The sequence below is a fragment of the Streptomyces ficellus genome (assembly GCF_030406405.1).
GTDB lineage: Bacteria > Actinomycetota > Actinomycetes > Streptomycetales > Streptomycetaceae > Streptomyces > Streptomyces ficellus_B.
The window spans coordinates 26,158-44,524 of the sequence record NZ_JAUEPL010000032.1; the positions used below are offsets into that span (position 1 = coordinate 26,158).

11 protein-coding genes and 5 pseudogenes are annotated in these 18,367 nt (G+C 69.8%); 6 read left to right on the forward strand and 10 right to left on the reverse strand.

Going from position 1 to position 18,367, the window contains the following annotated elements; genetic code table 11:
• Nucleotides 1-73: 73 nt before the first annotated feature.
• From QWM81_RS20355 to QWM81_RS20365, 3 genes are all read right to left on the reverse strand, one after another.
• Complete coding sequence (locus tag QWM81_RS20355; RefSeq protein ID WP_290113595.1) at nt 74-301, reverse strand: DUF5133 domain-containing protein; 228 nt, start codon at nt 299-301, stop codon at nt 74-76.
• Between the two features lie 269 nt (nt 302-570).
• Nucleotides 571-1,290, reverse strand: coding sequence for a GAF and ANTAR domain-containing protein (locus QWM81_RS20360; protein ID WP_290113596.1), 720 nt, complete (start codon nt 1,288-1,290; stop codon nt 571-573).
• Nucleotides 1,291-1,693: 403 nt separating this feature from the next.
• The gene (locus QWM81_RS20365) at nt 1,694-1,915 is read right to left on the reverse strand and encodes a hypothetical protein (RefSeq protein WP_290113598.1); all 222 of its coding nucleotides are present in this window, start codon (nt 1,913-1,915) and stop codon (nt 1,694-1,696) included.
• A gap of 593 nt (nt 1,916-2,508) precedes the next feature.
• Here QWM81_RS20365 and QWM81_RS20370 point away from each other — a divergent pair.
• A complete protein-coding gene (locus QWM81_RS20370) occupies nt 2,509-4,062 on the forward strand; it encodes an FAD-dependent oxidoreductase (protein ID WP_290113600.1) in 1,554 nt (517 codons plus the stop codon).
• Between the two features lie 310 nt (nt 4,063-4,372).
• Here the strand turns inward: QWM81_RS20370 and QWM81_RS20375 are convergent, their stop codons facing one another.
• Nucleotides 4,373-5,572: a PP2C family protein-serine/threonine phosphatase gene (locus QWM81_RS20375; protein ID WP_290113646.1), complete on the reverse strand. Its 1,200-nt coding sequence runs from the start codon at nt 5,570-5,572 to the stop codon at nt 4,373-4,375.
• Nucleotides 5,573-6,450: 878 nt separating this feature from the next.
• A pseudogene (locus QWM81_RS20380) lies at nt 6,451-6,954 on the reverse strand (helix-turn-helix domain-containing protein); the annotation flags it as partial.
• Between the two features lie 303 nt (nt 6,955-7,257).
• On the opposite strand from QWM81_RS20380, the pseudogene QWM81_RS29280 reads away from it, so the two are divergent.
• Nucleotides 7,258-8,241, forward strand: a pseudogene (locus QWM81_RS29280) (AraC family transcriptional regulator).
• Nucleotides 8,242-9,397: 1,156 nt separating this feature from the next.
• Here the strand turns inward: QWM81_RS29280 and QWM81_RS20390 are convergent.
• Entirely contained in the window at nt 9,398-9,976 is a 579-nt protein-coding gene (locus QWM81_RS20390; RefSeq protein WP_290113602.1) for a helix-turn-helix domain-containing protein, read from the reverse strand.
• A 179-nt stretch (nt 9,977-10,155) separates the two neighbouring features.
• On the opposite strand from QWM81_RS20390, the pseudogene QWM81_RS20395 reads away from it, so the two are divergent.
• A pseudogene (locus QWM81_RS20395) lies at nt 10,156-11,274 on the forward strand (MFS transporter); the annotation flags it as partial.
• Nucleotides 11,275-11,326: 52 nt separating this feature from the next.
• Here the strand turns inward: QWM81_RS20395 and QWM81_RS20400 are convergent.
• Nucleotides 11,327-12,076: pseudogene (locus QWM81_RS20400) on the reverse strand (IS5 family transposase); the annotation flags it as partial.
• 155 nt (nt 12,077-12,231) lie between these two features.
• On the opposite strand from QWM81_RS20400, the gene QWM81_RS20405 reads away from it, so the two are divergent.
• Nucleotides 12,232-12,774 (forward strand): GNAT family N-acetyltransferase, encoded by a 543-nt coding sequence (locus QWM81_RS20405; RefSeq protein ID WP_290113606.1) that lies wholly within the window; start codon nt 12,232-12,234, stop codon nt 12,772-12,774.
• A gap of 43 nt (nt 12,775-12,817) precedes the next feature.
• On the opposite strand, the pseudogene QWM81_RS29285 reads toward QWM81_RS20405, so the two are convergent.
• A pseudogene (locus QWM81_RS29285) lies at nt 12,818-12,940 on the reverse strand (IS5/IS1182 family transposase); the annotation flags it as partial.
• A gap of 298 nt (nt 12,941-13,238) precedes the next feature.
• Nucleotides 13,239-13,883: a LysE family translocator gene (locus tag QWM81_RS20410; protein WP_290113607.1), complete on the reverse strand. Its 645-nt coding sequence runs from the start codon at nt 13,881-13,883 to the stop codon at nt 13,239-13,241.
• Between the two features lie 853 nt (nt 13,884-14,736).
• Between QWM81_RS20410 and QWM81_RS20415 the strand changes: the two genes are divergently transcribed.
• A complete protein-coding gene (locus tag QWM81_RS20415; protein WP_290113609.1) occupies nt 14,737-15,891 on the forward strand; it encodes an aminotransferase class V-fold PLP-dependent enzyme in 1,155 nt (384 codons plus the stop codon).
• Nucleotides 15,892-16,179: 288 nt separating this feature from the next.
• Here the strand turns inward: QWM81_RS20415 and QWM81_RS29150 are convergent, their stop codons facing one another.
• Entirely contained in the window at nt 16,180-16,896 is a 717-nt protein-coding gene (locus tag QWM81_RS29150) for a GNAT family N-acetyltransferase (protein ID WP_353938323.1), read from the reverse strand.
• Here QWM81_RS29150 and QWM81_RS20425 point away from each other — a divergent pair.
• Complete coding sequence (locus QWM81_RS20425; protein WP_435372405.1) at nt 16,788-18,365, forward strand: ISL3 family transposase; 1,578 nt, start codon at nt 16,788-16,790, stop codon at nt 18,363-18,365. The genes QWM81_RS29150 and QWM81_RS20425 overlap by 109 nt on opposite strands.
• Nucleotides 18,366-18,367: the final 2 nt, after the last annotated feature.

Sequence of the window (18,367 nt, forward strand, 5' to 3'; positions counted from 1 at the left end):
ATGGGTCGACCAAGGCCGGCGGGGGCCTGGAGGACCAGGGTGGGGGAGCCGCGAGGGGAGGGCGGCGATTCCCTCAGGTGGTGAGCAGCGGGCCGTCTTCGGGGTGCGTACCGAGCAGCTGGTGGCGGGCGGCGACGAGGGCGGACTCACCGTCTCGTGTGCCGGTGGAGACGCACAAGGTGTAGGTGACATCCTCCAGACGCCGCTGAACCTCAGGGGTACCTGCCTGCCCATGGAGGGCCTTGAGTGTCTCGTACTCCTTGATGAGCCTCGACAGGAACACCGGGTGAGCCGTCAGCACAACCAATCTCCTTCGCACACCAATGAGGCGCGTCGCCCCGGACGACCCGCTGCTTCCCCAAGCGCGTCACTCCATGCGGACCTGGCGGGGACGATGGCTGGAAATGACAGTTTCTCGCGTGGCGGCTTCACCGAGATCATCAAGCGCCTTGGCAGGGGGGCGCTCAGCACGGCTATGAGGACTTGCGGTCGACGGTGGACTGCCCGCGGGTCTACGTCAGCGCCCGGGGCCCAGAGCTGGACGCGTCCGTCCTGGGATGCGTACTCCTGCTAGAGCCCTGACTCGTTACGTGGCTGGCCGAGGATGTCCGCGGTGATGTCCGCCAGGGTCCGACCTGTGCGGAACGCTCGTGCACGCATGAGCGCCAGGGCATCCTCGGGGCTGATCTCCTTGTGCGAGGCCACCATGCCGACCGCACGGTGGGTGTCGAACCAGTGGGCGCGGATGTCTTCCGTCGGCTCCCAGGCGGGGGCCTCCATTCCCGACAGCAACTGCCGGCGGGCCGGGAGGAGGGCTGCGGCGACAGCGTCGGCCACCTCCGGCGCCTGCCGCACCGCGTCTTCGGGCAGGGCGCGGGGCCGAAGGGCCAGAAGGTCCATGGTTCCGAGTACGTAGTCGCCGAAGTACACCGGGAACGCGTACACGGCTTTGACCTGCGGCAGCTTCTCACGCATGTTCGCTCCGAACAGCGGCCATGGCGTGGGCTCGTGGTCCAGGTCGTCCACGATCACCGGTTCGCCGCTGGCCGCGGCACTGATGCAGGGGCCCTCCAGCACGGTGAACTGGACTTCCTCAAGCAGCAGTGCGGTGGAATCCGAGGCCGCCAGCAGCTGGCGCGAGGGCGTGTCGGTCAGCAGCGACAGCGTCGCTCCGTCCGCCCCGAGCCCCTCGCACGCCGCGCCGCACAGGCGTCGCGGAAGCTCCTCCGGCGCGGCGCCCGCAGCGGCCTCCGCCACCAGCCGCGCGGCCCGCATCTCATCGGCCGTCACCGGACGCTCCGAAGCGGTGACAGAGTCCTGGACGGGGTGACTGCGCCCGCGTGTCCGGTGCGGGGTTCCCGGCGGCGCCGGGGCGAGAGCAACGCAATGCTGTGATCGTCTGCCATGCGTTGCGGATACCCGTCAGATGCGACGCAAGTCGTCGCATTCCCGTCCATCGGCTCTGCGTGGCGCGTTGGCCCACGCTCGGCCGGATGGCTGCGCTGCCGTAGTGCAGTGGTGTGCCGCGGTGTCGAGCACCCGGAGGCGCGCCCCCGCGGTGCTGTGTCCCCGTACTCCCTCACAACCGGAAGTGGGCACCGCGGCACGTTTACTGTGTGTCCCTTTGGCCGCCACGTAAACGCAGGTTCGCTCATCAGGGCATGAAGGTGCTCAGCCGAGAGCGGGCATGCCGCTATGGTGGGGAGGCACCCCAGACGTACGGACCGCCACCCCGCCACTCGATCAACGCCGACTGGGCGACACCGAACTCGTCGAGCTCAAGACCGGCACGCCTCAGGAACCGCGCCATATCCGCAAGCCCGTACGCCAATCCCAGGATCTCCCCGTCCACGCGCACCCGGCGGCCGCCCGTCGGGCTCGGCGGATAGACGATCACGGGCGGGTGCACGGCCATACCCCTACCCTCCGCCGCCGGCTGCCCCCGTGCATCCGGAGCACCTGGGACCGCTCACGGGGCGCGTGACCCGAGTCCAGGCAGCGGCTCCCGGGCGCGGTATCACGGGTACGCGCGGTCCGCCGCCAGGCCGACGGCGGACCGGTCGGCGACCGCCGTCGGCAGTACGGACGGGCGCGAGCGCGGTCGCCGCAAGGGGACGAGTCGGCCCCGTGCATGTCAGCGACCGCACCGCTGGCGGCGTCGGCGAGGCGCCAGGCCGTTTGCGCCGCGCCGTGGCAGCCTCTTCGCTGTGGACATCCGGCGGCGCGGCCGTAGGGGGTCACGCGTGAGCCGGAAGCCTCCGGCTCTCGGACGTGCCGATCACGAGGCCGTGGTCGTTGAGGCGCGATGTCGGCGATGTCGGCGATGTCGGCGACGGCGGCGACGGCGGGGCGGCGCCTGTGGCGTTTGGCCGGCCGGCCGCCGGGTACCTGGCGCCCCGACGCCACCACCGGAAGTCCGGAACCCGAGGAAGCGGACAACGGCGCCCCCGCACCGAAGCCCCCGTGCGGGCCGCAGCTGCGCAACAGACAAGGAATGGTGAGCCCCATATGACGCAACTGCCCGGCAGCTACGAGTCGTACTGGATGGAGTCCGCGGCAGGCGCTGACCATCCCGCCCTGACAGCCGACCTCGACGTCGACGTGGCAGTGGTCGGCGGCGGCATCGCCGGCATCTGCACCGCGTGGGAAGTCGCACGCACGGGACGCAGCGTCGCCCTGCTTGAAGCGGACCGCATCGCCGCGGGAGTCACGGGCTACACCACCGCCAAGCTCTCCTCCCAGCACGGGCTGATCTACGCTCAGCTGCAGAAGTCGTTCGGGGCCGAAGGCGCGCGGATGTACGCGCGCTCGCAGCAGGAAGCGGTGGAGTACGTCGCCGAAGTGTCGGCGCAGCTGGGAATCGACTGCGAGCTGGAGCGTGTCCCGGCGTACGCGTACGCCGAATCCTCCGAACAGGTGGACCAGATCCGGGCCGAGGCAGAGGCCGCGCGCGACGCGGGCCTCCCGGCGTCGTTCGTCACGGAGACGGGGCTGCCCTATCCCGTCGCGGGAGCGGTGCGCTTCGAGGACCAGGCGCAGTTCCATCCGCGCAAGTACCTGCTCGCGCTGGCCTCGGACCTGCTCGGCCGCGGCGGACAGATCTTTGAACGCACCCGCGTCGTCTCCCTCGACGAGGGCGAGCCGTGCCGGCTCACCACCGAGGGCGGGTCGACGGTCACCGCTCGCGACGTCGTCGTCGCCACGCACTACCCGGTCTTCGACCGCGCGATGCTGTTCGCCCGCCTCGAACCGAGTCGCGAGCTCGTCATCGCGGCCTCGGTCCCCGCCGAACACGATCCGCACGGGATGTACATCACGCAGGAGCAGAACACCCGCTCGGTGCGAACCGCGCCGTACGGCGAGGGGCGGCGGCTGCTCATCATCACCGGGGAGAAGTTCAAACCGGGCGTCGGCGACGTGAGCCGGCGGTACGAGCAGCTCGCCGCGTGGACGCGCGACCGCTTCCCCGGTGCCACGATCACTCACCGGTGGGCGGCACAGGACAACACGACCACCGACCGGGTGCCCTACGTCGGCCGTTTCCACCCCGGTGCGAAGCACGTCTACGTCGCGACCGGCTACGGTGCGTGGGGCATGAGCAACGGCGTCATGTCCGGCCGCCTCCTCGCCGCCCATATCTCCGGCGAGGAACTGCCCTGGAGCGGGCTGTATGACCCGCGGCGCCTGCACCCCCTGCGCGAGGCTCCGTCCCTCCTCAAACTGCAAGCATCTGTCGTCAAGCACTTCGTCGGCGACCGACTCCCCGCCTCGCACGCCGACAGCGTGGAGGACATCGCCCCGGGCACAGGGGCCGTCGTGCGCGTCGAGGGGCGCCGCTGCGCGGTCTACCGCGACGAGGACGGTGCCGTCCACGCGGTGTCCGCACGGTGCACCCACCTCGGTTGCATCGTGCATTTCAACGACGCCGAGCGGGCCTGGGAATGCCCCTGCCACGGCTCCCGGTTCGCCACCGACGGCACGGTCGTCCAAGGCCCCGCCAACCGGCCGCTCGAGCCCCGTCCACTCCCCACCGACGCAGGCGACGGCGACCGCTCCGGGTGAGCCGGAGCAGGCCCAGGGTTGGGCACGGGGACGCTGTCTCGTGCCCAACCCTGGGCCTGCCATCTGCCTGCCGGCTGTCTGCCGCTGACAGCAGCCTGTGCCGCATCGGCGGCCAGGCGCACTTCGCCGGTGTGCTCGCTGTCGCCCTCGGAGCCCATGCAGTCCGTGCAGTCCGTGCAGTCCGTGCCCGGCTTCCCGGCGAAGGCGGGACACCAGCTGGCGGCAAGCCCACCGCAAATGGGGCAAGGCCACCCCGGGTGGGCCAGGACCACAACGGGCAGTGGGAGCCGGACAGGGCAGCTGCGCTCGTCTAGACGGGCAGTCGCAGAGATGGCTCAGCGCCTCCTGCGGGCCCACGCCATTCGCACAGCAGCACGGTGGCGTCATCGTTCAGTTTGCCGTCGTGGTGGTTGAGGACCGCCCGTACGAGGCGACGCAGCGTTTCCGGTACGGGTAGGTTGTCGGCCTGGTGGCGAATGATGAAGTCGACGAAGCGCTCGCGTCCGAATTCGTGGCCGTCGGCGTCACGTGCTTCGGTGATGCCGTCGGTGTAGAGCAGGAGCCGGTCACCGGGCTCGAGCTGTTCCCGGCAGGAGACCAAGGGAAGCCCCAGGTCCGTGCCCAGCGGGTGGGCCGGGGTGCAGGCCAAGGTGGTGGTCCAGCGTCCGCCGCGGATGAGGACGGGTGGGTGGTGCCCGCAGCTGATCCATGTGAGCAGTCCGGTGGCGAGGTCGAGGTCGGCCAGGATTCCGGTGGCGTACCGGTTGCGGAAGAACTGTTCGACGAGGATGGTTTCGATGGCCTGAGCCGCTTCGGTGAGGCCGGCGCCTTGCCGCCGTTGGTTGCGGCAGGTGGCCATGGCGAGGTTGGCGGTCAGTCCGGCGGCCGTGTCGTGGCCCATGGCGTCGAAGATGGCCAGGTGGGCGGTGTCGCCGGCCAGAGCGTAGTCGTAGGCGTCACCGGCGGTGGCGTACGCCGGTTCCATGGCGGCGGCGATGGTCACGCGGTGGTCGGCGAAGGTTCTCGGCGGCATCAGGGTCCACTGCATCTCGGCGGAGACCGACATGGGGTTGATGCGGGTGAGGCGGGCGTAGGAGTCGCTGTGGGTGCGCTTGGACACCAGGAGCATGCCCACCAGCGATGCCAGATCCCGCATGGCTTCCTTAGCCGCCTCGTCCGGATCATCAAGGGTGTCGACGCGGAGCACGCCCAGGCGTTCGGTGCCGTCCAGAATGGGCAACCAATGCTGCCGTTGGCCATCGGCGGAGGCGGACAGGGCCTCCGCGCTCTGGAAGACGCGGCCTGCCAAGGTGGCGTCGATGCGCAGCTCCTGCCCGCCTCGGCCGGCGTCGATCCCCTCACCAGTGGCCTCCCGGAGCACCTCCTCCTGGAGGTCTGAGACGTAGAGGTACGTCCGGCGCAGACCCGCCTGGGCGGCATGCCGCTGGATCACAGCGGGCAACTGCTCGAAGGTGATCAAGTGACTTTCCCGCAGCAGCCCTCGGAGCATGCGCGTGGAATCAGGAACCGCGGCCATGGCAAGACCCATCGGACGGGGGGAGCCCGTATCCGCCCGTCGGCCTCGATGATGAGAGGGCCGCGGTCCTGCTGCTCGGCAGACGAAGACGAGAAGCCCGAAACGGCTGTCTTCCTTCATCGTACGGCGCGCCCGTCGCCGCGCGTGCGGCGTTCCACGATGCCCGCACAAAAAGCGCCCCGCAGGGCGGGAGCAACCCTGGACGGCCACCCCCGGCTCACACCGCACCGGCCTGTCGCACGGCCTCGGCGCACCGGCCGCCGCTTCCTCGACCGCTTCGGCTTCGGCTTCCGCTTCGGCGCGAGCGCCCCGTCTGGCGAGGGGGGTACGAGGGGTTCCGGCGCGGCATGCCGTTGCCGAGGGAACTGCCGCGCGAGTCGATTACCTACAGCCACACCACCCTGGCCGACCGCAAGCGCTCACCCGGGGCGACCGCCAGGCTTAGGTGCCGATGGCGGGCTGCCCGGCGAAGGGCGGCCTGTCGTTCACCGTCCACGCTCCGGCGGGGCGGCGGCCTCGATGGCCGCGGGGCCTCGGCCGGACAGCTTGACGGCCGGGGCTGCGACGTTCTCCTCCACCTACCGCTGGCGGGCGCCAGGTGCTGGGGATCAGCACCACGTCATCGCTCCGGTGCCGCAACCAGGCCACGACGGGCCGGCCGGCGGTGACGTTCTGCGCCGCAGCTGCGATTCCAGGTCCGCCCGGCGAGACGAGGCTGACTGCACCGCACGCCGGTATCCGCCCGACCCGCGACTGCTGTGTACCGACCGGTCAGGAAGCCCCGCTCGGGCGCCGTCCTTGGGCCCGGCCGGTCGCGGACGTTACCAGCCCCCTGCCCGGCTCGCCCCGGCTCACTGTCGTGAGGGTTGCGGGCGGTCGTCCGGGCCGGGGCGGGGCCGGGATCGGGATCGGAAGGTGCGGCGGTAGGTGTCCGGTGGCACGCCGACAGTGCGGTTGAAGTGTCGGCGCAGCGTCGTGGCCGTGCCCATGCCGACAGCCGCCGCGACGGCGTCGACACTGTCATCAATGGTCTCCAGCAGCTCCTGGGCGCGGCGGATGCGTTGAGTGAGCAGCCATTGCAGTGGGGTGGTGCCGGTCGCCGCCCTGAAGTGGCGGCCGAGGTGGCGTGAGTTCATCCGTGCCTGGCGTGCCAAGTCCTCCACGGTGAGCGGGTGGCCGAGGCGTTCGATGACCCAGGCGAGTAGCGCGCCGAGAGGGTGGTCGTCCCGGGCGGGCACCGGGGCGGCGACGAACTGGGCCTGGCCCCCGGCCCGGTGCGGCGGCACGACCAGGCGGCGGGCGACGGCGTTGGCGACCGACGAGCCGTGGTCGACGCGGACGAGGTGGAGGCACAGTCCTCGGCCGCCTGTGGGTCTCCGAGGTGGGGTGCGACGAGGTAGAGGCCCGTCACACCCTCAAGGGCGGGCTCCCAGGTGCCGCGGTCGCTCCAGCCGAAGCGAACCTCGCCAGAGCGGGCCGCCGCCCGTACCGGCACCGCCTTGTCGCGAAGCTGCCGCACCACGCGGCGACCGGTCTTGCCGGTGGCGCCGGTCACCAGGATCGTCTCGTTGCTCATGACCTCCAGCGAACCAGCCGCCACACGGCACGGCCATGGCCAGCACGCTCACCTCCATACGCGTTCCTCCACGCTGCCTGGCATGGACGCCCAGACGCAGGCCGACACGGACCCACTGACGGATCTCCTCAACGGCGTGCGCACCACGGGCGCGGTATTCAACCAGTCCTCTCGGTCCGGAAGTTGGGCGGTGCGCTTCGAGGACGGCTCCCCGCTCGCGCTGGCGGTGCCCATGCACGGTCCCGCCTGGGTGCGCCCCCACGTCGGTCAGCCGGCGCGGCTCGGCCCAGGGGATGTCGCGGTACTCAGCGGCGGTGCTCCGTACGTGATCGCGCGCGATCCGGTCACTGGACCGGACGTCATCATTCGCCCCGGTGGACGCTGCACCACGCGTGACGTGGGCACGTGGGGCGCATGCGGACCGGACGACACAGTGCTGCTGAACGGCCTGTACACCATGGAGGTCGGCGCCCCCGGCCGGCTGCTCGCGGCACTGCCCCCGCTCACTGTCATCCCGGAGGGTCAGGGGGTTTGTCCGGTCAGCCCCGCGGCGCTGGAGGAGGCCACCCGCCCGGCCCCGGGCCGGCAGGTTCTGCTCGACCGCATGCTGGACCTGATGCTCATCACCGCCCTGCGCTCCTGGTTCACCCGACCCGGCGCCGAGGTTCCCCCCTGGTACCGCGCCCTCAGCGACCGGTAGTCGGACGCGCCCTGCGGCTGCTGGACGCCGACCCGGCCCATCCGTGGACGGTCGACGCCCTGGCAGCCAAGATCCAGGTGTCCCGCGCGGCGCTGGCGCGGCGCTTCACCGCCCTGGTCGGACAGCCCCCGATGACGTACCTGCGCGAAAAGCGCATCGCCCTGGCCGCCGCCATGCTCCACGAACCGGATGCGACGATCGGCGCCGTGGCGAGCCGTGTCGGCTTTCTCCAGCGCTTTCTCCTTGAGCACCGCGTTCAAGCAGGTACGCGGAATCGGCCCGAGCGAGTACCGGGCAGGAACAGCTCCGTTGAAGGCGAGGCGGCGTTGCTGCCGAATGGAGGATTATCGGCCCCCATATGCGTAACCTCACCCGAATTTGTGCAAAGTGGTTGGCGACACCGCGGATACGGTGCCGGGCTGATTCCTCAGGGGAAAGCCGGGCCGGTAAGCAATGCATGCAAAGGAGCTGAGAGATCATGAACATCATCACTGATCTGATTGCCGACGTTGCTCACTTCCTGGGCTGGCTCGTCTGACGCACTGCCAATGCCGCCGCTGTTTCGCTTCGTCTCGCGGGCGCGGCGGCGTGAGCACCCGCATGGTCTCGGTAGCGGCCGGTCGCGCCCGGACCTATCTGCCGACGTAGCCGGCGGGCCGGGCCCCAACGGGCATCAGCTCATCGTCAGCCAGCTCCTGTAGTACGCCAGCGGAGCCTCGGCTTACGGCCTTTGCCGCCAGTTGGCGCGCGAGAGTTTGGGCTCCCCGCCCGGCCGCTGACGAATTAGCGCCCCGACGCCAGCTGCCCGCAGTCGCATTAGTAGATCCCGGGTTCCGGCACGATCTCGCCGGGGTGAAGACCTTGTCGCTGTTCTGGCGGCTTGGCGGCCTGGCGGGGAGTGTGCCGGGGCGGGGGCGTTTGTAGGTGCTGACTCTCGTTGTCAGCACACCGTGGCGATTCGCAGTGGGCCCGTTTGCCGACCGACAGCGGCCAGAAGTTGCCCCGAAGCATGTCGGGAGGTGGGCAGCCGAGCGTCGGCTTGGGTTGACGTTTGCCGCGCGTCTTGTCCACGAGCCGTTCCGTGCGCGGCCGTCCCCCCGCGCAGCGCCGCTTCGACTCGGCCCCCGCCAGCCACTGAGTGATCCGTTCTGGAAGTCCTTCCGGGGTGGGGTTGACTTCGGGCCCCGCGCTCTACGTGGTGGTGCCTGGTCGGATGTCGGGGGCAGCGAGGTGGGGCCCCTGCTCGTTGGCTGCCGCGAACGCTCATGCGCACCGTGTGGAAGTGGCGGGGCCGTTCGCCGAGGACGGCATACCAGGGCTGGCCGACCGCAGTAGTCCCGCCGCCCTCCTTCGTTCACGGCGCTTGAGGCTGCCCAGATCAAGGCGCTGTCCTGCCAGTCACCCGCTGAGACCGGGGCGCGCTGTCGCCGCCGGTCGTGCCCGGGGCCGGCCCATGAGGCCATGGGCCGGGGCATCGCCTCTTCCGGTGTCGGCCCCCACCGTGCGCCGAAGGGGGCGCCCCTCAGTCGTTCGCCGTCGGGCCGGTGCGGACGACGGCCTGGTCGCCGTGGGGGCCGAACAGGTGCAGGATCTCCACCGCTTCGGCGTCGGCCGGGCCGAACCAGTGCGGTTCACTGGTGTCGAACTCAGCCACCTCGCCCGGCCGGAGAATGACCTCGCGCTCCCCGAGGATGAGGCGGAGTTTGCCGGCGAGCACGTAGAGCCATTCGTAGCCGGAATGGGTCACCAACCTCGGTTCGCGGTGCGCGAGCACCTGCTTGAAGACCTGGACCCGGCCCGGGTACTGCGTCAGCGGGACCAGAACGCTTCCGCGCTCCCGGCTCCGCGGCTTCAGATGGACCCGCGGATCACCGGTGGCCGGAGCCGCCACCAGCTGGTCCAGCGCGACGCGGTGGGCCCGGGCGAGCGGGATGAGAAGGTCGAGCGTCGGACGCCGCCGGCCCGACTCCAGGCGCGACAGCGTGCTCACGGAGATCCCGGTCTCCGTTGCGAGGGTTTCGAGGGTGAGACCGCGGTCGCGCCGCAAGGCGCGCAGCCGTGGCCCGATGCTGTCGAGGAGTTCCGCAAGTTCGGCGTCCATGCGGCCATTTTGCAGTCTTCGCAAAGTTTCTGTGCCTGGACCCTCCCCCGACCCGAGCCTGGGCGGCAGCCGATCCCGTAGAAGGGGGACCTCCCGTGCTTACGACATCCCTGGCCGCCCCACCCACCCCGCTAAGCGCACGCCGACGCTGGACGGTGCTGGCAGTCTGCGCGCTCAGCATGTTCCTGGTGGGTGTGGACACCACCATCGTCAACGTGGGCCTGCCCGAGATCGGGCAGGGCCTTGACGTGGGCACCCGCGGCCTGGAGTGGGTCGTCAACGCCTACACCGTGGTCCTGGCCAGCCTCCTCATCGTCTCCGGCGCACTCGCGGACCGCTTCGGACGCCGCCGCATCTTCCAGTGCGGACTGCTCGTCTTCGGACTGGCCTCCCTCGCGTGCGCCCTCGCCCCGTCACTAGGCACGCTCGTCGCCGCCCGGGCCGTCCAGGGGATCGGGGCCTCGATGCTGAGCCCCGTGGCCCTGGCGATCGTGGTGAACGCGATGCCTGACCCACGGGAACGGGCCCGGGCGATCGGCGTGTGGGCGTCGATCTTCGGGCTCAGCATGGCGGTGGGCCCCGTCACCGGCGGCGCGCTCATCGCCGCGTTCGGCTGGCGTTCGGTGTTCTGGATCAACGCGCCGGTCATCCTCGCCGCCCTCATCCTGGTCGCCGTGTTCGTGCCGGAGTCCCGCGCAGAACGCGCCCGGCGCCTCGACCTGCCCGGCCAGGTGCTCCTCACCGTGGCTCTCTGCCTCTTCGTAGGCGTCCTCATAGAAGGACCCCGCATAGGCTGGGCCTCGCCCGCAGCCCTCGCCGGCTACGCCCTGATCACAGCGGCGACGGCCGGGTTCATCCTGGTCGAGCTGCGCCGCAGCGAACCCCTGATGGACCTCGTCCTCTTCCGCCGACCACCGTTCGCAACGGCGGTGCTCGGCGCCATGGCGGTGTTCGTCGCACTGAACGCGAGCCTGCTGCTCAATACCCTCTACCTCCAGCACACCCGCGGCTGGACACCCCTCGCGACCGGCGCCGCGACCCTGCCCATGGCACTCGGGGCGACCCTGTGCGCGCCATTGGCCGGCACCCTGGTGGGACGCCTCGGACCTCGGCGTCCGCTGCTCCTCGCGGGCGCCTGCACCGCTGCCGGCGGTCTGTGCCTGACGAACCTGGGCCAGGACACGAGCGTGCCGCTGATCCTCCTCGCCTACCTGCTGATCGGCGTCGGATTCGGCTTCGCCAACGCCCCCCTGACCAATACCGCGGTCAGTGGTCTGCCGCCGTCCCGGGCCGGCGTGGCCGGGGCGATCACCTCCACCGCGCGCCAGGTTGGTGCGGCGGTCGGTATCGCCGTCGCCGGAGGGCTGGTCGCGGGCGCCGGCCCCGCAGGCCTCGCCGCCGCGTCGCGTCCGGGATGGCTGCTCGTGGCGGCCTGCGGACTGTTCCTCCTCGTCGTCGCGCGCACCTCGCAGCCCGCGGCCGTCGACACCCCCTAGGTTCCGTCCGGCCGCCTGCGCGGCCGCCATCCTGCGGGCCAGGAACGCGGATGCGCCCGAGGACCGCGGTCATCTGCGGTGCGTGGCCCCACTGACCGGGCTTGACCAGGAACGCCATGGGATGGAAGCCCCCTTCACCAGCGAGGTCGGCTCGGCAGGTCAGTCGGCCCCGGGACCAGTCCTTCGTCGGGGCGGTGGGATGCCGAGACGTTGTCCTTTTCCGAGACACGGGGCTTGTTCTTGCGGGCCCCGACCGCGTGCTGGTGGGCACGGCAGAACATCGAGTCGACGGTGACCATGCTCCTAGTCGATCCGGCCGGCGAGGTCGGCGTCTGCCTGGACAGCGCGCAGGATCCGGTCCCAGGTGCCGTCCGCCGACCACCGCCGGTGCCGTTCATAGACGGTCTTCCAGCCGCCGAAACGCTCGGCAAGGTCTCGCTAGGGTATGCCCGTTCGCACCCGGACAGGATTCCGCTGATCACCTGGCGGTGATCGTTCCACCGGCCGCCACGCTGTCCCGACACCGGCAAGTGCGGTTCCGGCCGGACCCATCCGCATTCGTCAGATCACCCCGCCCCCCATGCCGGAGACAACGAGCCGACAATCCGGCGGCCACATGATCCGCCGGACACTGTCTGGGGCCTGTCCGGCGGATCTTTGCCGGCCCGCGACGCACCCGGCAGCCCTGGGGGCCTGGGGTGCCAATGCCGTTGCCTTATTGGTTTGCCGTCGGCGAGCCCGGTCGGATAGGAAGCCTGCATGCTAAAGGGCACCAAGGTCGGGCTCAGGGCCCGGTACGAGGACGACATCCCGATCCTGCGGGCTGAGCTCTACGACGACGTGGTCAACTCCTCGCGGGCCGAAGGCGGGCCGTGGCGGCCGATCACGCCCGGCTCGAAGGATCCGCGGCTCGTGGTGGACGACAAGGAGGAGGGGCGCGTCCAGTTCTCCGTGGTGGAGTTGGGCGGCGGCACGCTGGTCGGCGCCGCGGCGCTGTGGGGCATCGACAACCACAATCGGTCCGCACACATCGGGCTGGGGCTGCTGCCGTCCGCTCGCGGCAAGGGCTACGGCACGGACGTGGTCGCGGTGCTGTGCCACTACGGTTTCGTCGTGCGCGGCTTGCAGCGGCTGCAGATCGAGACGCTGTCGGACAACGCCGCGATGTTGCGCTCAGCCGAGCGCAACGGCTTCGTCCGCGAGGGCGTGCTGCGCTCCTCGGCCTGGGTGATGGGCGAGTTTCTTGACGAGGTGCTGCTCGGTCTTCTCGTCCAGGACTGGAAGCCGGACTCGAAGGGCTAGGGACATAAGAGGATCGCGCGACGGTGCTTGTGCCGTGGAAGACCTAGGCCCGCTTGTCGAACCTCGTAGCCACGGCCCGTGGAAATCTTCAACCCTTGATCATTCGCTCGATTTCGTTCCTTCGCTTGTAGATCGTCGTGTCGAAGTGTGTGGGTCGGCCGCCGCCCTTGCTGCCCAAGTTCGCCAGCCGGCTCGATCCGCGCCCACTGCGCGTCAGTCAACGGCACACCTGCTCTGTGCGGAGTCTTCGCACATCCCGCATAAGCGCGTACAAGGCGCTGAGGAAGATCACAGCTCCAGCCACGATCCAGAAAGCCGATGCCCCGGAGTGGTACTCCCGAACGGCACCGGCGAGCAGCATCATGCTGGTGAGAACGCCGAAGGCCGAGATCAGAGCGCTGATGCGGTGAGGACGTGTCCGGCCGATCACAGCAGCAGCGGTCTCACAGGCGCACGTGCATGGCTCAGGCCGAGACAGGCGTACGGGACAGGGCTGTGCGCAGCGCGAAGACACCGAGCAAGCCGCCTGCCGCGAACCGCTGAGCGGCCATCACGCGGGGCCGGGCAGCCAGAAACCCCGACACCCGTGCCGCGCCCAGCATGATCAGAGCGTTCACGGAGATCCCCACGATGATCTGCACACCACCGGGCTGCAGCAGTTGCGCCCAAGCCGGACCCGCCTGCGGATCCATGAACTGGGGCAGAAGAGCGGCGTACATGAGAGCGATCTTGGGGTTGAGCAGGTTGGTCAGAAGCCCCATCGAGAACAGGCGGGCGTCGGAGACGGGAGGCAGGTCCTGGGCCGGAGCGAAGGGTGAGCGGCCACCGGGCTTGAGCATGTCCCAGGCCAGGTAGGCCAGGTAGGCGGCCCCGGCGAGCTTGACCACCGTGAAGGCCGGCGGCACGGCGGCGAACAACGCGGACAGGCCGGCGGCCGCGGCCAGCAGGTAGCACAGGAAGCCCACGGCAGTTCCGCTCAGGCTGACCAGGCCCGCCCTGCGGCCTTGGGTAATCGCGCGGGAGGCGAGGTGGATCATGTTCGGTCCCGGAGTCAGGGCCATGCCCAATTCGACCAGGGCCACTCCGCCCACTGCGGCCAGACTGATCACTGGTCAACTCCCGATCGTTGCCGGTTACCTCGTACCCGGCGTGGGCGGCGACGGACGGCTGCGACGCATCGGCAGCGCCTGCGTCGCCTGCCTCAGGATACGGCCCTGCCGTTCGGTGCCTCCGTGCACCCTGGCTCCAGCCGGCCCGCGACATCAGCTCCCACCCCGGCTGCGGCCCCTGGCCGCGCCCTGCCGCATCCGGCCTCTGGCGCTCACTCCGGAGCCGTCAGCCCGTACATGCCCACGGCGGCGAAAACCTCGGCCGGCGCGTCCATCCCTACCTCCCGCGGACCCAGACAGATCGCCGAGACCAGGGGCACCACGTCATTGAAGTCCGGCTCCATGCTGATCCGCCGGTTGTTGTCGGTGGTGGTTCGGCGTCGTGATGTCAGGGCGGTGGGTGCCGTGAGGTTGCGCTGTTCAGCTGGTGGTGAGGCTGGTCTCCATCCTGCGGGGCCATGACCTCCGTCAGTGACACCAGCCGCCGGAATGCGCTCGCAACTCGTCCGGCAGAAGATGCTCGACAAAACTCGCCATGCCCTGTACAGCGAGAGCGATCCGCCGGAAGAAAGGGCGCCGAGTTGACATCGCTTCACGGGCAGAGACCGTTTGGGTGATGTCCTGTCGGCATCCGCGGCCACCTCGCGTAGCCTCGTTACCAGGAGGGCACCGACAGCTATTCCGCCACCATTCCGCCGGTCGCGGTGCAAAGGGGTGCTGGATGTCGATGACGAGTCGGCGCGATCTGCTGGCGAGGTCTGCGGGAGCCGTGGCGGTCACCCTCGTGCCCAGCTCAGGCGCGGCAAGGGTGAACACACCACGGGAGCAGCCGGTCACTACGGTCGACGGACGCGTGGACTGGGACGCATTGCGGGCGCAGTTTCGTCTGGAGCCGGGATGGGTGAACCTCGCGTTGTTCTACCTGGCCTCGCATCCGAAGGTGGTGCGGGATGCGGTGGATCATCTGAGGGCGCAGGTCGACGCCAATCCTCTGTCTGTGCCCACGGGGATGGCGCTGCCCGACGGTCCGACCGGATGGCCCCGGGTACGCCAGGCGCTCGCGGCCTATGTGGGAGGCCGGGCCGAGGACATCGCGATGACGGCGAGCACGAGTATCGGGTTGGGTGTCGTCTACAACGGCGTCGTGACCCGTCCGGGACAAGAGTTCCTGTTGACGGAGCACGACCACATCTCTCATCGCACCGCCGCCCGGTTGGCCGCGGAAAAGCATGGCAACAAGGTCCGGCTCGTCTCCTGGTTCGCCGATCCGGCCACCGCGACGGCGGACGGCATCGCAGCGGCAGTCGGAGAAGCGATACGCCGCAACACCAGAGTCGTGGGGATCACCTGGGTGCAGTCCAGTACGGGGCTTCGGATGCCGGTGCGCGCGGTGGCCGAGGTGGTGCGCCGGGCCAATGAAGGGCGCAGTCCTGCCGACCGGTGCCTGCTGGTCGTCGACGGCGTGCACGGGCTGGCGGCAGTCGACGAGGATGCCGCTGGCCTGGGCGCGGACGTGGTGATCGCCGGAACGCACAAATGGCTGTTCGGCCCAAGGGGGACGGGGCTGATCTGGGTGGCGCCGGACGTTCTCGAGCAGCTGCGGCCCACGTTCGTGAGCTTCATCAGCGGAGGGGGAGCAGCGCCCCTGTCGCCCGGCGGGTTTCTGGCGTTCGAGCATGCCTTCGCCCTGCCGGTGGCGGTGGCGCTGCACGAGCAGTTGGGCCGAGCACGCGTTGCCACTCGGATCACACAGCTGTCGACCCGGGCGAAGCAAGGACTGAGCCGCATCCGCGGGGTCACCGTGCACACTCCTGCCGACCCGGAACTGTCAGCGGGCATCACCTGTTTCAGCGTGGCCGGCCACGCCCATCAGCAGGTCGTCGACCACGCCGCCGCCCACCGCGTGCGGCTGTCCACCTCGACCTACACCCGCATCGGCACCGCCGTCATCAACACTCCAGCAGAGATCGACACCGCACTCAACAGCCTGGATGATCTCACCCGCTGAAAGCCGTTCTGGGCTTCCCCGGGGCGTCGCTGGGGCATTCGGCACGGGGACTGGCGACGGGCGGGAGATGATTCCGTGGAGCGAGGGGGCGGCGACGGCCCTGCATGTAGCCGACCGCGGCCAGGCGTCGGCTCATGTCTCGGCCGGGCCCCTGACCCTGCCGCACTCACGATCGCGGTAGGACCGTGTACCCAAAGGTGCGCGATCCTGCGGGACACCCAGCGGCAGCCCCGGCTACTTCAGGGGCAAGCCTCTACTCGTCGGCATCCGAGCCGCCCTTCGCGCCACTCATCTTCGAGGATGCTGAACATGTCCGAGTCTCGCCAACCGTCCCGGGTCAGCGCGGTGTGACGATGACGTCCCTCCCATCTTCCTGAGCTTGCCGAGCACCCGTGCCGACCCGAGGTTCCGGGGGTCACAGGTGGCATAGATGCGGTGGAGTTCGAGGTCCTCGAACCCTGTCGAAAGTAGTTCCTGCCCGATCGCCGTTCCGACGCCCTGTCCCCAGACCCGAGGGTGCACGGCATAGATGATCTCGCCTTGACGTTGCCCTCGGCTCCGGACGTGGAGCTCATCCATGCCACTACGTCGTCCTCGACACGCGCTGCATAAGCGAACCGCTGCTGCGGCGAATGCGCCCAGGCACCGACCGCAGTCGCCACGAACGCGCGCGTTTGCTCTTCGGTGTTCGGTCCCCAGACCTGGAAGCGGCAGACCTCGGCGAGGGAAGCCCAGGTGGCTTTGTTCACGAGACGGTTCTGGCTCGCTTTCCGTGATGAGCGCACGCTGAGTGACGGCTGATGCTTCGATCAGGCTCCGGGAAGTTGCCTGAAAATGACCAGGGCCGATCTTGATGTGGTCGACAGTGCGGCCTCGTGGGAGAGACTTCGCCCCGTCTGGAGGGCCTGCTGTTACCGTCCATCGCGGACGTGTCGGTGCTGTCGTTGGACGTGAGCCACAAGGCGATACGCATCGACGTCCGCAGTACGGCGGACGGGGCGGCATGCCCGGACTGTGGGAGCGAGTCGACCCGGGTGCACAGCTCTTACCTGCGGTTTCCTGCGGACGTGCCGAGCGGGGGACGTCTGGTGGCCCTCCAACTGCGAGTCCGGCGGTTCTTCTGTCCGGAGCCTTCGTGTGCTCGGCGAACGTTCGCTGAGCAGATACCGGGGCTGACCCGGCGGCACAGCAGGTGGACCGAGCGGTTGCGGTCGACTCTCGCCGCGGTGGGTCTCGCCCTCGCCGGCCGGGCCGGCGCCCGGATGGCGCAGGCGTTCGGGGTGTCCATCAACCGCAGCGCGGTGTTGCGGCTGCTCGATGCATTGCCCGAACCCGAAGTCCCGGCCCCGCGGGTGGTTGGTGTTGATGAGTACGCCACACGCAAAGGACGGGTCTACGGCACGGTGCTCGTCGATGTCGAGACCCGCCGGCCGGTGGATCTGCTGCCTGACCGGGAGGCGTCCAGCCTGGCCGCATGGCTGGCGAAGCGACCCGGGATCGAGATCGTCTGCCGGGACCGCGCGCCGTTCTTTGCTGAAGGCGCCACAGCCGGGGCACCCCAGGCGACGCAGGTCGCCGACCGCTGGCATTTGTGGCACAACCTCGGCCAGGCCGCTGAGCGGGCTGTCGCCCGTCACCGCCAGTGCCTTCGCGTCCTGGTCCCCGATCTCGAGGGAAAGGCCGACGAACCGGCGCCCGAGGAAGAGGCGGACTCTCCATGGCGGAGCGAGCGGTTCGCCAACCGCGTCCGAGCCAGGCACGCCACGGTCCACGCGCTGCTGGAAGCCGGCCACAGCCGCCGTTCCATCGGGCGCCAGCTGAACATGACCCACCGCACGGTCAAGAGCCTCGCCGACGCTGCGAAGCCGGAAGACCTCTTTCGCGGCCAGTGGCAGCACAACAGGACCTCCGTCCTCGACGAGTACAAGCCCTACCTGGACGAACGCTGGGACGAGGGCTGCACCAACGCCTGGAAGCTCTGGGAGGAGATCGTCCCCTTGGGTTACCGAGGCAGCTACGGCCGGGTCAGCGCCTACCTGCGAGAGAAGCGGACCTCACTACGGCCGGTGACCGCGCAACCGCCGGCACCACGCGTGGTGACGAGATGGATCCTCAGCCGACCCGAGACGCTGACCGAGATCGAACAGCTCCGGCTCAAGGCCGTCCTGGCCAACTGCCCTGAACTCGACGCCTTGACCGGTCATGTCCGGTCCTTCGCCCACATGCTCACTGAGCGCCAGGGCGAACGACTCCCGCAGTGGCTCGACGCCGTCCGGCAGGACGACCTGCCCAGCCTCCACACTCTTGCAGCCGGCATCGACCGAGACCGCGACGCCGTCACCGCCGGACTGACCCTGCCCTGGAACTCCGGCGTCGTCGAAGGACACGTCAACCGGATCAAGATGCTCAAGCGCCAGATGTTCGGCCGCGCTGGCTTCGCACTGCTCCGCAAGCGGGTCCTTCTCGCCCCGTGACC

Coding starts and splice junctions, on each gene's coding strand:
- QWM81_RS20405 (WP_290113606.1), top strand. CDS start 12,232: ATGCTAAAGGGCACCAAGGTCGGGCTCAGGGCCCGGTACGAGGACGAC.
- QWM81_RS29150 (WP_353938323.1), bottom strand. CDS start 16,896: ATGCCGCCCCGTCCGCCGTACTGCGGACGTCGATGCGTATCGCCTTGT.
- QWM81_RS20370 (WP_290113600.1), top strand. CDS start 2,509: ATGACGCAACTGCCCGGCAGCTACGAGTCGTACTGGATGGAGTCCGCG.
- QWM81_RS20390 (WP_290113602.1), bottom strand. CDS start 9,976: ATGGACGCCGAACTTGCGGAACTCCTCGACAGCATCGGGCCACGGCTG.
- QWM81_RS20365 (WP_290113598.1), bottom strand. CDS start 1,915: ATGGCCGTGCACCCGCCCGTGATCGTCTATCCGCCGAGCCCGACGGGC.
- QWM81_RS20375 (WP_290113646.1), bottom strand. CDS start 5,572: ATGCTCCGAGGGCTGCTGCGGGAAAGTCACTTGATCACCTTCGAGCAG.